The sequence below is a fragment of the Hyphomonas sp. KY3 genome (assembly GCF_017309975.1).
Lineage (GTDB): Bacteria > Pseudomonadota > Alphaproteobacteria > Caulobacterales > Hyphomonadaceae > Hyphomonas.
On record NZ_CP022271.1, the window covers coordinates 1974245 to 1987858 of the forward strand.

Consider the following 13614-nt stretch of genomic DNA (forward strand, 5'->3'; position numbering starts at 1 on the left):
CGACAAACCATGCGCCCCAGACGATCCCGAGCAACGGGATCAGCGCCACCAACCAAATTGGGCGAGCCTTTACGTTCCCAAGCTTCTCCTCCGGCTCCATCACGCCTCTCCCAGAAGCGTGCGCACATGGTCTTCAAGATCAAGTTGACGCAACCGTTTCAATCGCTCGGTCAACAATATGCGTCGTAGCCTTTGATAGGCCACTTCCAGATCATCGTTCACAATCACATAGTCATAGCGGCGCCAATGCATGATCTCCCGTTTGGCGTCGTCCATGCGGCGGGCAACAATCTCCGGGGTCGAGCCGGGTCGGGCCGCGAGACGTTGTTCCAGCGCGTTGATGCTGGGCGGGAGAATGAATACCGAAACCACATCGTTTGGCATCTGGTCGTGCAGCGCATCTGCGCCCTGCCAGTCCACATCGAACAAGACATCCTCGCCCGCATCCAGCTTGGCGACCGTGTCGGCCTTTGGCGTCCCATAATACTTGTCGAAAACGTGCGCCCATTCCAGGAATTCCCGCCGTTCGATCATGTGATGAAACTCGTCGACAGACCGGAAGTGATAGTCTTTTCCGTCGTTTTCGCCGGGACGTGGTGGACGCGTGGTCGCCGACACGGACAAATTCACATCGTCGAACTCTTCGATCAATTTTTTCGCGAGCGTTGTCTTGCCTGCACCTGAGGGGCTCGACAGCACCAGCATGAGCCCCCTGCGGTGCCCATGATCCTTTGGATGTCCACTATTCGACATTGGCTGCCTGCTCCTTGAACTGGTCTATGGTTCCTTTGAGACTGAGTCCGGCATTCGTCAAATCAAGGCTAACAGATTTCGAGCAGAGCGTATTGGCTTCACGGTTGAGTTCCTGGGCGAGAAAATCAAGCTTCCGGCCCACCGGTGAGCCACCGGAAAGCAGTTTTCGCGCAGAGTCGAAGTGTGCGAGCAAACGGTCCAGCTCCTCGCGGACATCGGCCTTCGCAGCGGTCAGCGCGAGTTCGGCTGCCAGCCGTTCCGGGTCCACCTGCTGGTCTGCCCCCAATTCTTCCAATTGCTTCGTAAGCCGTGCCTTGAGCAATGCAGGCTGGTCCCCTGCGAGCGAGATAGCGGTGTCCGTCGCCGATACCAGTTCGTCGACCAGGTCTGACAGCATCGCTTTCAGCGCGCGCCCCTCAGCCTGACGTGCCTCGTCCAACTCCGCAAGCGCCGCGCCCGCAGCAGATTCAAGTTCAGCCATCACGTCCGAATTCGCCGCAACGTCCCGTATGTTTGTGGATCCGATTTCCACAACGCCTTTTACGGTCATCAGGGTGGCGATGGCTTCGCTGGAAATGCCAACGCCGTGCGCTTGTTCCGCCGCCGCCAGCAATGTGTCTAGCAAGGCCTGATCGATCGTGGCGCCCCCCGCCTGTTCGCTAAGTTCAATCCTGAGCGAGACCTGAAGGGATCCGCGATTGAACCGTTTCGAAGCCGCGGCTTTGATCACACGTTCCAACGCATCAAACCCGGGAGGGGTGTTCACCCTTACATCCAGTCCTCGCCCATTCACGCTCTTGGCCTCCCAAGCCCAAGCGCCCCATTCCGCTTCCCCTGTGACGCGGGCAAAGCCGGTCATGCCGGATAGGTTTTTCATTTCCCTGCCCGCTCCCTCTGGATTTCTTCGCGTTCATATTTGCGATAGGCCGCGACATTGCGATTGTGTTCGGCCAGCGTCTTCGCGAACAAATGGCCGCCCTTGCCGTCTGCCACGAAAAAGATGTGGCCTGTCTCATCGGGGTTCAGGACGGCCGCAATTGCCTCCCGGCCCGGATTGCAGATCGGCGTCTTTGGCAGACCATCAATCTGATACGTATTCCAGTCCGTCTTCCGGTCGATCTCGGATCGATAGAGCGTTCGGCGCTCTCCACGACGATTGTACAGGGGCTCACCCCTGGAGATCCCGTAGATGATGGTCGGATCGCTCTCCAAACGCATACCTCGCTTCAGACGGGTAACGAACAGGCCAGCAATCTGTGGGCGCTCTCCGGCGATACCGGTTTCCTTCTCGACAACGGAGGCAAGGATTACCGCCTCTTCCGGCGTTGAAATGGGCAGACCTTCAGCGCGTCTGGGCCACAGGTCTGCCAACATGTCGGCTTGTGCCTTGCGCATTCGCTCGACCAGTTCTGCGCGGGTGGTGCCGCGCTGAAAGAGGTATGTGTCCGGGAGCAGCGTGCCTTCACCGATTTCCGTCTCCGGCATCTCGCCAGTAAGGATCGGGTCAGCTTCAACGATTTTTAGTAATTGTGACGTGGTCCGGCCTTCCGGCAGCGTTATCTTGTGGAGGACCGATTTGCCCTCAATCAGGACATCCATCACGTCTGTCACACTCGCGCGCGGCTCGAGAATGAATTCGCCGGTCTTGATGGCAAGTTCAGTGCCGTCGAGCCGTGCCTTCAGGCGTACCAGACGGTCGTCCTGCACGATACCGTCCTGCTCCAGCCGCAAGGCTACGCGGGTCAACGTTTCGCCCGGCTCAACCGTGAAGACGTGCTGCTCTGTGGAGGGGCCCGGTTTCGAGACTTCGTTCTGGAACCAGAGCCATCCGCCGCCAAGGGCTGCGCCACCCACAAACAGCAGGAGCACCAGCACCGAAAGCAGGACTTTGATGAATTTCATGAACGCCTCGCGAATCCTGACTGTGCCAGCCTACATGCCAACCCCAGCCCGGAGAAACAGGCTTACTGAACTTCCTTGAGAACCAGCGATGCGTTCGTGCCGCCAAAGCCGAAGCTGTTGGACATGGCCGCACGCACCCGGCCCTTCTTGGCCTTGTGCGGGATCAGGTCCAGAACAGTCTCGAAGCTCGGATTGTCGAGGTTCAAGGTCGGCGGCATCACCTGGTCGCGGATCGCGAGTGCGCAAAACGCACTCTCGATTGCTCCGGCAGCGCCGAGCAAGTGTCCTACGGCCGACTTGGTCGACGACATGGACATGTTCTTGGCATGCTCGCCGAAGGCCCGCTCTACGGCACCGGCTTCACCTTCATCCCCCTTCGGGGTCGATGTGCCGTGGGCGTTGACGTAGTCGATCTCTGTCAGGTCCATGCCCGAATGCTTGAGCGCCATCTTCATGGCACGGTATCCACCCTCCGCGCCTTCAGCAGGGGCCGTGATGTGATAGGCGTCACCCGTCAGGCCGTAGCCTGCGACTTCCGCATAGATCTTCGCACCGCGTGCCTTTGCATGCTCGTACTCTTCGAGCACGACGATGGCGGCGCCTTCACCCATGACGAAGCCATCCCGGTCCTTGTCATAGGGGCGCGAGGCCTTTTCAGGCGTATCATTGAAATTCGTGGACATAGCCTTGGCAGCGCAGAACCCTGCGATACCGATGCGGCCAATGACAGCCTCGGCGCCGCCTGCAACCATGACATCCGCATCACCATATTTGATGAGGCGGGCAGAGTCGCCGATCGCGTGAGCGCCGGTAGCACAGGCCGTCACCACCGAATGGTTAGGCCCTTTGAATTTGTGCCGGATCGATACCTGGCCAGAGGCCAGATTGATCAAAGCAGCAGGGATGAAGAACGGGCTCACCTTGCGCGGCCCGCTCTCATGAAGCGTGATCGCAGTCTTGTAGATCGATTCAAGACCACCAATACCGGACCCGATGAGAACGCCAGTGCGCTCCTGACCTTCGTCATCCTCGGGCTTCCATCCGGCATCCTCTACAGCTTCGTCTGCTGCAGCGATCGCATAAAGAATGAATTCGTCGATCCGACGCATCTCTTTTGGAGAGACGAATTTGGCCGGATCAAACGCATGGGGATCTCCTTCGCCGCCGCCGCGGCCTGTTACCCACGGAACCTGAAACGCAATCTTGCACGGCATATCTTCGGGATCGAACGTATCAATACGTCCAGCCCCAGATTTGCCTTCAAGCAGGCGCTCCCAGGTTGCCTCACGGCCAGCGGCCAAGGGTGAAACAATCCCGATTCCGGTAATAACAACGCGGCGATCTGACATAGAAATCCTGGAAATCTTAGATGTGGGCTTTGATGTGCGTTACCGCATCACCAACTGTGCGGATAGATTCCTGCACATCATCCGGGATCTCAATGTTGAACTCTTCCTCGAAAGCCATGACCAGCTCGACGAGGTCAAGAGAGTCAGCGCCGAGGTCGTCGATGAAGCTTGCGCTCTCAACAACTTTGTCACCATCCACGTCGAGATTATCGACAACGATTTTTTTAACGCGTTCTAGAACGTCAGACATGAGTACCTCTCTGAAAATGCCTGAGGACTGGCCCAGATTCGAACCATTGTGTTGCGCCTAGCATACACTGGGGACGAGCGCCAAGTCCTATGAGTGGGGCTTGCTGTAGTGAAATCAGATCATTGCCATGCCGCCATTCACGTGGATTGTCTGTCCCGTGACATATGCAGCCTGGTCTGAAGCAAGATAAATGGCTGCAGCGGCAATGTCTGCACCCTGGCCGAGACGACCTGCAGGAATCTGTCCCAAAAGGGCGTCTTTCTGCTTTTCCGGCAACACTTCCGTCATGGGTGATTCGATGAATCCGGGCGCAATCGTATTGGCGGTAATACCGCGGCTGGCGACTTCCTGGGCCAATGATTTGGTAAATCCGATCATGCCAGCCTTGGAGGCGCAATAATTGGCTTGGCCCGGATTTCCGGTAACACCGACAATGGATGTAATTCCGATAATCCGGCCGTGACGGCGCTTCATCATGCCTCGCACACAGCTCTTGGTGAGGCGGAAATAACTGCCCAGATTGACCGACAGAACATCGTTCCAGTCTTCATCCTTCATCTGCATCAGCAGCTTGTCGCGCGTGATACCGGCATTGGCGACGAGAATGTCGAGCGGGCCGATTGCCTCCTCAGCCCGGCCCACAAGGCCATCGACTGATTCCGCGTCAGACAGGTTGCAGGGCACGATGGCGCTCTCGCCTTTCAGTGTGCCGGCAACTTCTTCCAGCACGTTCTCACGTGTCCCGGAGAGAGCCACTTTGGCGCCCGCTTCGGACAAGGCTTGTGCGATGGCGCGGCCAATTCCGCCGGAAGCACCCGTCACGAGGGCCGTACGGCCGGTAAGATCAAACATCTTGTCTATCCCTTCATTGCTTCTGCAAAGGCTTCGAGATCCTCGGGAGTCCCGAGCGTAAAACCGTTGAGTGACTTGTCGATTCGGCGTTGCATCACCGTCAGCACCTTGCCATTGCCTGCTTCGCCCGTCGCTTCAACTCCCTGAGCGACCATGAATTGCACACTCTCGGTCCAGCGCACACGGCCTGTGACCTGTGCGACGAGGTTCTTCCGGATCGTTTCCGGGTCGGTGACAGCACTTGCAGACACGTTCGCGACCAGTTCACTCACCGGCTGCGCAATCGACACCTCGGCCAGCGCCTCGGCCATCGCATCAGCGGCTGGCTGCATCAGGGAGCAATGGAACGGTGCGGAAACATTGAGAAGCATGGCTTTCTTGACGCCGCTATCCTTCGCCTGCGCGCAGGCGGCTTCAACCGCATCCTTGCGGCCAGATATGACAAGCTGACCCGGCGCATTGTCGTTCGCGATATCACAGGCGCCGCCGGTTTCGCGTCCAGCTGCACAGGCGCCTTCCGCCTGATTTATGTCGGCTCCCAACAAGGCTGCCATTGCACCCTCTCCCGGCTGCACGGCGGCCTGCATGGCATTGCCGCGAATGCGCAGGAGGCGCGCCGTATCCGCCACACCAAGCGCGCCTGCAGCAGCAAGCGCAGAATACTCGCCCAAGGAGTGACCCGCCACATAGGCCGCGTCCTTGGCCGACAAGCCAAACTCAGCTTCCAGAGCGCGGGCGGCGGCAACACTGTGCGCCATGAGCGCAGGCTGAGTATTTGCCGTCAGGGTCAACTCGGCAATATCGCCGGCCCACATGAGGCCAGACAGATTCTGTCCAAGGGCTTCATCTATCTCGGCAAAGACATCGCGTGCGGACTGAAAGGCCTCCGCAAGCGACTTGCCCATTCCGATTTCCTGGCTCCCTTGACCAGGAAAGATCAGCGCGAATTTTTTCATGTCTGGTTTCTCCAAATTGCGCCCGTGGTTAAAGGTGACCGCGAATGTAAGCAAGCGCTTGAAAAACAGGCCCAAATGCGCTTTACACCCGCATTCACTCGCAGGCATGCGGCCCTCGTTAGTTTGGAATGAGCCAGATGAAGAGGGGCCATCTCCCGGCAGTTTCCCGCTGTCTGGCGCCGCATGGCTCTACTATGGGACTGAAAACATGGCACTATATGAGCATGTCGTGATCACACGACCTGACATTTCGCCTGCTCAAGTCGAGACTTTTGTCGAAGAACTGAGCGGCTTTCTCAAGGAAAAAGGCGCATCTGTTGGCAAGACCGAATACTGGGGTCTTCGCAACCTGGCCTATCCAATCAAGAAACAACGCAAGGGGCACTACTCGCTTCTGAACATCGACGGCCCCGCCGACGCAGTTCAGGAACTTGAACGCCGCCTTCGCATCTCCGACGACGTCATGCGCTACATGACGATCCGCGTTGAAGCCCTGAGTGATGAGCCGTCGCCGGTTCTCTCTCGCAAAGACCGTCGTCGCGACTAGGGAAGGACACTCGAAATGGCTCAGAAACTGAACATCACGAACATTCCTGCTCGCCGTCCGTTCGGACGTCGCCGCAAGGTCGACCCGTTCACCGGTCAGAACGCACAGGAAATCGATTACAAGGACGTGAAACTGCTGCAGCGCTATATCTCTGAAAAAGGGAAAATCGTGCCCAGCCGCATCACGGCCGTAAACCTCAAGAACCAGCGCAAGCTTGCTCAGGCGATCAAACGCGCCCGCATGCTGGCCCTGCTTCCGTTCGAAGTGAAGTAAGGAGACACGAACATGCAAGTCATCCTTCTTGAACGCATCGAACGCCTCGGCAAAATCGGCGAAGAAGTGAATGTGAAGAACGGGTTCGCCCGGAACTTCCTGATCCCTCAGGGCAAAGCCCTGCTCGCCAATGATCGTAACCGGGCTCGCTTCGAGTCTGAGCGCGAAGCCATTGAAGCTCGTAACGCAGAAGCTCGCGCAAATGCCGAGTCCGAAGCTGAAAAGCTGAACGGCACCGTCTTCACGCTCATTCGCCAGGCTGGCGATACGGGGCAACTTTATGGGTCGGTTACTGCTCGCGACGTTGCTGATGCGGCTGAAGCGGCAGGTCACGCCGTACCACGCTCGGGTGTACGCCTGAACCGTCCGATCAAGGCCATCGGCCTGTACGACGTTGCAATTCGCCTGCACGCAGAAGTCACCGTCACGGTTCAGGCGAACATCGCCCGCTCCGCTGAAGAGGCTGAACGCCAGGAGAAAGGCGAGGACATCGTTGCTTCGCTCCAGGCTGCAAACCAGGAACTCGCTGAAGAGCAGGCTGGCGAACTCGCCGAAGCTGCTGCTGAGCGCGCCGAAGCCGGCGGCGAAGACGAAGAATAGTCTTCTGCAAATTCGAATTGAGGGCCGCGGCTATCCACAGCCGCGGCCCTTTTTTTGTGAAGTGACGGTGAATTGCGCAGCTCAATCCGCATCAAGGCGATGAATTCGCGTCGCAGGTAAGGTAAAAGAATCGCATGCCTCTAGATGATGCCCCCGCTGCCACAATCGCGCCGCCCCACAATCTGTCGGCGGAAGCCGCAGTGCTGGGTGCCATCCTGTTCGACAACAACGCCTACCAGCGCGTGGCAGATATCCTGCGGCCCTCAGATTTCTATGCGCCAGCGCATCAGGAGTTGTTCGACGTGTCGGCAACGATGATTCAGCAGGGCCGCATTGCAGACGGCGTCACGCTGCGCGAGCACTTCGAAAAGGCTGAAAAACTCACTGAAATTGGTGGCGCCCGGTATTTGGAGCAATTGCTCGACTCAGCTGCCTTTGGCCCGGAAGTCGGCGACTATGCACGGATGATCCGCGACCTTGCCATGCGACGGTCGCTGGTCGGCATCGGCAGCGAACTGACGGGTCGCGCCTTGAACCCGACTCCGGAAGAAAATGGCGAACGCCAGATCGAACTGGCTGAACGGCAGCTCTTCGACCTCGCAGAGCGCGGCTCGTCGGGTCGCGGTTTCACGACCTTCTCCGAAGCCCTGACAGAATCTCTCAAGAACGCTGAAGCTGCGTTCAAGCGCGAAGGCAAGATTGCCGGCATCCCGACCGTGCTGCGCGATCTCGATGAGAAGCTGGGCGGACTGCACCGATCTGATTTGATCATCCTTGCCGGGCGCCCCTCAATGGGGAAAACCTCTCTTGCAACCAACATTGCCTACAATGCCGCAGCGGCCTATCGCGCAGAAGTGCAAGATGACGGCTCGAAGAAGACTGTAGACGGCGCAATTGTCGGCTTCTTCTCGCTGGAAATGTCGAACGAACAGCTCGCAACAAGGATCATCGCCGAGCGGACTGGCATCACTACCCATCGGATTCGTCAGGGCGATCTCGACAAGAGCGACTTTGAACGACTGCGTGAAGCGACCGAAGAACTTCAAAACCTGCCGCTCTATATCGACGATACAGGCGGTATCTCGATCAGCCAACTGGCCGCCCGCGCCCGACGTCTGCAGCGCTCTGTAGGGCTCGACATGATCGTAATCGACTATCTGCAGCTGATTACAGTCACCAGTGGCAACGCAAATGCAAACCGGGTCCAGGAGATTACGCAAATCACGACTTCACTGAAGGCGCTTGCGAAAGACCTCAACGTACCGATCATCGCGCTGTCGCAGCTTTCACGTGCCGTAGAACAACGCGACGACAAGCGCCCCCAATTGTCTGACTTGCGGGAATCCGGATCGATTGAGCAGGATGCTGACGTCGTCATGTTCGTCTATCGCGAAGAATATTACCTGTCGCGAACCGAGCCCGGCGCCGATCCGAGCGATCCCTCCTCGAACGAAAAATGGAGCCAATGGCGCGAGCGCATGGACCAGGTCTATGGCAAGGCCGAGGTCATCATCGGCAAGCAACGTCACGGTCCGATTGGCCGCGTAGAACTGGCGTTTGACTCGAACATCACCCGCTTCGGAGATCTCTCCCGCGACCAGCAAGGCTATGGAAGCGATTTCGACGAATAGCGACTAAAGCTGGCCCAGCCAGTCCAACAGCAGGCGATTCACCTCTTCAGGCCGTTCCTGCTGAGTCCAGTGCCCGCACCCCTCAAGCAGCTCAGCGCCGCGCAGATCGCCAAGGCTCTTTTTCATCGCTGCGACCATGTCACCGGGGTACATCTTCAGAACCAGGTCCTTGGTGCCCCCGATGTAGAGAGAAGGTTGAGCGATCACAGCGGAAGAAGGGTGCCTCTTCAGGTAAGCATGATCGCGATGCCAGTTGCGGTACCGGTTCAGCGGGCCACGAAACCCGGATTGACGGAACTGGGCATCATAATAGGCAACGTCTTCATCACTGAGCCAGGGCAGCGGCATGTCCGGCTCCGGCAGTCGGTGAAGCAGCGTGTCACCATGCTTCTTGTCGACCGGCCAGGTCCCCTCGGGCGCGTCACCTGAAATCGCGTAATAGAACTTTCGGATCGTTTCTGCGGGATCGGCTTCTAACTCTGCCTCAGGTGGACCTTCATCCTGAAAATAGACCTGATAGAAAAACAGGCCACGCTCTGTGAAGAAGGTGCGGGCCGCATCGATGAAAACCACATCGCCCGGCGGCACATAGGGCACCGACAGCCCGGCGACTGCCCGGAACCGGTCGGCATGGAGCCGCGCCGTATTCCAAGCGATCGGTGCGCCCCAATCGTGCCCGACCACAACCGCCGGCGCAGCCGGAGACAAGGCCTCGGCAAGCCCGGCAATATCTGCGGTCAGGCTTTCCATATCGTAAGCTTCGACCGCGTGAGGCCGATCGGACCCACCATAACCGCGCACATCCGGCGCGGCCACGCTGTAACCTGCCTCGGACAATGCCTTGATCTGGTGTCGCCAAGAATACCAGCTCTCAGGAAACCCATGCACGAGGACGACCAACGGCCCTTCCCCCGCCAGCGCTACGCGCAAGCGGAGTCCGTTCGTTTCGATCATCCTCAATTCAGGGGTCATTGCCGGATCAGTCCTTGCCGCCAATCCATTTGAACTCGGGCTCGTCCCACCACGGATAAAAGTTTGGCATGCCATCCGAGACCTTAACCGGATAGACCGGCTTGCGCTTCTCCAGGAAGCTCATCACGCCTTCCTTGGCGTCTTGCGTTTTGCCGCGGGAGTAGATCGCCGCAGAATCTACGATGTGCGCCTCCATCGGATGGCTTGCGCCCAGCATGCGCCACATCATCTGGCGAGTCAGGCTGGTTGATACTGCGGCCGTATTGTCAGCGATCTCTCTCGCCATGGCGCGCGCCACATCCATCAGTTCAGATTGCGGATGGACTGACCGCACGAGCCCGCCATCCTTTGCTTCTTGTGCCGGGAAAACGCGGCCGGAATAGCACCATTCCAATGCCTGCGAGATGCCGACCAGACGCGGCAGGAACCAGCTGGAGGCCGCTTCCGGATTGATGCCCCGCCGATTAAACACAAATCCAAATCGCGCATTGTCTGATGCGATGCGTATATCCATTGGCAGCTGCATCGTCACGCCAATACCCACGGCTGCGCCATTGATCGCGCCGATCACAGGCTTCAAGCTGTCGAAGATACGCAGTGTCACACGGCCACCACCATCGCGCTGGATGTCCACATCGTCGGTCCGGCCAACTTCGCCACCTTCGGCACGCTTGTCATAGTCGAACGTTTTGGCACCTTCGGACAGATCTGCCCCGGCGCAGAACGCCCGATCACCTGAGCCGGTCACGATGACGACACGCACATTGTCGTCGGCATCCGTAATATCAAACGCCTCAATCATTTCGTACATCATCTTGCCGGTGAAGGCATTCATCTTGGCTGGACGATTCAGCGTAAGGGTCGCGATACCGTCTTCGATATCGAGGGTGATCTGTTCAAATTCTTTTGGCTGCGCCACGGCTGGCCTCCCTTGTGATGATTTTCCGGGCCCAAGCTGCCTGTGCCTCAGCATTCGTCAAGACTTACCCAGCGGCATTCAGCCCAACGCTTGACCTTGCCGCAGACGCGGCTCGATAAACCCAGTCCTCACATTCAAAGGATCTTCACGATGAAACTGACAGCCCTGCTAACCGGTGCATCCATCGCGCTGCTTTCGCTGCCTGCCGAAGCTGAGACCCTTTATCTCACGGCTGGCAAGTTTGTAGATCCAGTGACCGCGGAAACTGTGAACCGGCCAGTCTTCGTGATTGAAGATGGGGTCATCACGGCGCGAGGGACGGCGAACAAGCTACGCAAACCGTCAGGTTCCACATCTATTGATCTGAAGAATGCGACATTGGTGCCCGGCTTCATCGACATGCACACCCACCTAACCTCGGATCCCGAAGATCCGGCCTATTTCTCGCTGAGCTTTTCAGATGAGCGCCAAGCTATTACGGGCGTCAAGAATGCTCGCAAGACCTTGCTCGCAGGGTTCACCACCGTGCGGAATGTCGGCGCTTCCAGCTACAGCGACGTTGCGCTTCGGGACGCAATCAATGAAGGCGATGTCCCCGGCCCACGCATGTACGTCTCCGGGCCTCCGGTTGGCATTTTGGGCGGACATTGCTCGGACACCAATCTCTTGCCATCCGAGTATGATCTCACAGGCGAGAATGTTGCCACAGGCCCTTGGGAAATGCGGGAAAAAGTTCGCCGGAACATCAAATACGGCGTCGACCTGATCAAGACCTGCTCCACGGGCGGCGTGTTTTCGAAAGGCACCAGCCTTGGCGCGGCACAGGGCACGCTGGAAGAACTGACGGCCATCACCGAAGAGGCTCATGCGCGCGGCATCAAGGTCGCCTCCCATGCACATGGCACGATCGGTATCAAGAACGCGATCCTCGCGGGCATCGACACTATCGAACATGCCAGCATCCTCGACGAAGACACAATCCGCCTCGCCAAGGAAAACGGCACCTATCTGTCGATGGACATCTACAACACTGAATACACGCTGGCTGAAGGCGAGAAGAACGGCGTGCTGGAAGAATCTCTCGCGAAAGAACGGGCGATCTCTAAAATTCAGAGAGACAGCTTCACTGCGGCGGTCAAGGCCGGGGTCAAGGTCGTGTTCGGCTCAGATTCGGGCGTCTATCCGCACGGGGACAACGGCAATCAGTTCTCCCGCATGGTCAATCTCGGCATGACGCCGATGCAGGCCATCCAGGCTGCGACCAGCCTGTCGGCTGAAGCACTGGGAAAAACAGGAGAACTCGGATGCGGCGACGTCGGTTGTCGTGCTGACTTTATCGCCGTGGACTCCGATCCGCTTGCGGATATCTCCGCATTAGAGGACGTGGATTTCGTCATGAAGGACGGCACGGTCTACAAACGCGATGGCAAACCGCAGGTTAGCATCTACTGATCCAACCCCGTTTGTGAAAGCGACTGACTCGTCTAGAAGCATGCGAGGTCACAAACTCGTCACGAGAGCGCCATCCAAGGCGCAGCCAAACTGATACTTTGTAGGACGGTACCCCCACAAGATGGAATTCAATCCCCTGCCCGCCGTAACGACCTTCGCCGCGCCAATATTCATTTTATCGGTCGCGCTGGAATGGTGGGCGGTAAAGTCCGGACGTGCTGCAGGGAGATATGACACCAAGGATGCACTCGCTTCCCTCACAATGGGGCTGGGCAATGTCGTCATCAATACACTCACTGGGACACTCGCCGTCTGGATGATGCTGATCGCCTGGCCATTCCGTATTTTCACGCTCCCGTTCACGGTCGTGTCAGCCGTTATCGGCTTCGTCCTTTATGACTTCATCTATTACTGGAAGCACCGCTTCGCACATCGTGCCCGATGGTGGTGGATGGAGCATGTGACGCACCATTCCTCAACGCACTACAATTTGACCACCGCACTACGCCAGCCCTGGTTTGGCCCACTGACCGGACTTATCTGGATCGGCCTCCCCATGGTCGTCATCGGCTTTCATCCCTATGTCATATTCTTCGTGGGTGGCCTGAACCTGCTTTACCAGTTCTGGATTCATACTGAAGCGATCGACCGGATGCCACGCTGGTTTGAAGCAGTGTTCAATACGCCCAGTCACCACCGGGTTCACCACGCGACCAATGCCAGGTATCTCGACACAAATTTTGCCGGGGTGTTCATCATCTGGGACAAGATGTTCGGAACCTTCGTACCGGAGTTGGAAAACGAAAAGCCGATTTACGGTGTTGTGAAGCCTCTAAACAATTATAACCCTTTCGTCATAGCATTTCACGAATTCTTCGCGATCCTGAAGGATTGCGCATCCGACGGATTTCGCCCTCATCGCTGGGTCGGACGCCTGGTCAGCGAGCCCGGCTGGTGCCCGGAAGGTAATCACAATCGCTCGACTGAGCTCAAACAGGCTTATCTGCAGGAAAATCCCGAGAAACGCGGAACACCAGGCTTTCCCGAATAAACCCGGCTGACGCGACGTTGCCCGTGGACGAACGCGAATGTCCCGCTAGAAACGCCTCCAGACCATCGAGCGCGCTCACCAGAAGCGCCGCCGATATCAGGAGGAAA

Annotated in this window: 15 protein-coding genes; 6 read left to right on the forward strand and 9 right to left on the reverse strand. The window is 57.8% G+C overall.

Translation table 11 applies throughout. The annotated features are described in order from the left end of the window. Positions 1 to 99 precede the first annotated feature (99 nt). The 7 genes from gmk to fabD form a co-directional block, all read right to left on the reverse strand. Positions 100 to 753 (reverse strand): guanylate kinase, encoded by a 654-nt coding sequence (gmk, locus tag CFA77_RS09740; RefSeq protein WP_206990526.1) that lies wholly within the window; start codon positions 751 to 753, stop codon positions 100 to 102. Continuing rightward, complete coding sequence (locus CFA77_RS09745) at positions 743 to 1630, reverse strand: YicC/YloC family endoribonuclease (protein WP_206990527.1); 888 nt, start codon at positions 1628 to 1630, stop codon at positions 743 to 745. Before CFA77_RS09745 ends, gmk begins: the two co-directional genes overlap by 11 nt. Next, positions 1627 to 2655, reverse strand: a complete 1029-nt coding sequence (gene mltG / locus CFA77_RS09750) for an endolytic transglycosylase MltG (protein WP_206990528.1) — start codon at positions 2653 to 2655, stop codon at positions 1627 to 1629. Before mltG ends, CFA77_RS09745 begins: the two co-directional genes overlap by 4 nt. Before the next feature lie 62 nt (positions 2656 to 2717). Continuing rightward, positions 2718 to 4004: a beta-ketoacyl-ACP synthase II gene (gene fabF / locus CFA77_RS09755; protein WP_206990529.1), complete on the reverse strand. Its 1287-nt coding sequence runs from the start codon at positions 4002 to 4004 to the stop codon at positions 2718 to 2720. Between the two features lie 16 nt (positions 4005 to 4020). Then, positions 4021 to 4254, reverse strand: a complete 234-nt coding sequence (locus CFA77_RS09760; RefSeq protein WP_027839729.1) for an acyl carrier protein — start codon at positions 4252 to 4254, stop codon at positions 4021 to 4023. A 114-nt stretch (positions 4255 to 4368) separates the two neighbouring features. Next, positions 4369 to 5106: a 3-oxoacyl-[acyl-carrier-protein] reductase gene (gene fabG / locus CFA77_RS09765; protein WP_206990530.1), complete on the reverse strand. Its 738-nt coding sequence runs from the start codon at positions 5104 to 5106 to the stop codon at positions 4369 to 4371. A gap of 5 nt (positions 5107 to 5111) precedes the next feature. Then, on the reverse strand, positions 5112 to 6062 hold the full coding sequence (gene fabD, locus CFA77_RS09770; RefSeq protein ID WP_206990531.1) for an ACP S-malonyltransferase: 951 nt from the start codon (positions 6060 to 6062) through the stop codon (positions 5112 to 5114). Positions 6063 to 6270: 208 nt separating this feature from the next. On the opposite strand from fabD, the gene rpsF reads away from it, so the two are divergent. The 4 genes from rpsF to CFA77_RS09790 all read left to right on the forward strand — a co-directional run bounded on the left by rpsF (position 6271) and on the right by CFA77_RS09790 (position 9113). Next, the gene (gene rpsF / locus CFA77_RS09775; protein WP_034815377.1) at positions 6271 to 6609 is read left to right on the forward strand and encodes a 30S ribosomal protein S6; all 339 of its coding nucleotides are present in this window, start codon (positions 6271 to 6273) and stop codon (positions 6607 to 6609) included. Positions 6610 to 6624: 15 nt separating this feature from the next. Further along, positions 6625 to 6882, forward strand: a complete 258-nt coding sequence (rpsR, locus tag CFA77_RS09780; protein WP_034815380.1) for a 30S ribosomal protein S18 — start codon at positions 6625 to 6627, stop codon at positions 6880 to 6882. 12 nt (positions 6883 to 6894) lie between these two features. After that, positions 6895 to 7482, forward strand: coding sequence for a 50S ribosomal protein L9 (gene rplI / locus CFA77_RS09785; RefSeq protein ID WP_034815383.1), 588 nt, complete (start codon positions 6895 to 6897; stop codon positions 7480 to 7482). 134 nt (positions 7483 to 7616) lie between these two features. Beyond that, on the forward strand, positions 7617 to 9113 hold the full coding sequence (locus tag CFA77_RS09790; protein ID WP_034815385.1) for a replicative DNA helicase: 1497 nt from the start codon (positions 7617 to 7619) through the stop codon (positions 9111 to 9113). A 3-nt stretch (positions 9114 to 9116) separates the two neighbouring features. On the opposite strand, the gene CFA77_RS09795 is transcribed toward CFA77_RS09790, so the two are convergent. Beyond that, complete coding sequence (locus CFA77_RS09795) at positions 9117 to 10085, reverse strand: alpha/beta fold hydrolase (RefSeq protein ID WP_206990532.1); 969 nt, start codon at positions 10083 to 10085, stop codon at positions 9117 to 9119. A 7-nt stretch (positions 10086 to 10092) separates the two neighbouring features. After that, on the reverse strand, positions 10093 to 11004 hold the full coding sequence (locus CFA77_RS09800; RefSeq protein WP_034815390.1) for a crotonase/enoyl-CoA hydratase family protein: 912 nt from the start codon (positions 11002 to 11004) through the stop codon (positions 10093 to 10095). Between the two features lie 150 nt (positions 11005 to 11154). Between CFA77_RS09800 and CFA77_RS09805 the strand changes: the two genes are divergently transcribed. Continuing rightward, on the forward strand, positions 11155 to 12456 hold the full coding sequence (locus CFA77_RS09805) for an amidohydrolase family protein (RefSeq protein WP_206990533.1): 1302 nt from the start codon (positions 11155 to 11157) through the stop codon (positions 12454 to 12456). 121 nt (positions 12457 to 12577) lie between these two features. Beyond that, positions 12578 to 13507 carry a sterol desaturase family protein gene (locus CFA77_RS09810; RefSeq protein ID WP_206990534.1) on the forward strand — a complete coding sequence of 310 codons (930 nt, stop codon included), beginning with the start codon at positions 12578 to 12580 and terminating at the stop codon, positions 13505 to 13507. Positions 13508 to 13614: the final 107 nt, after the last annotated feature.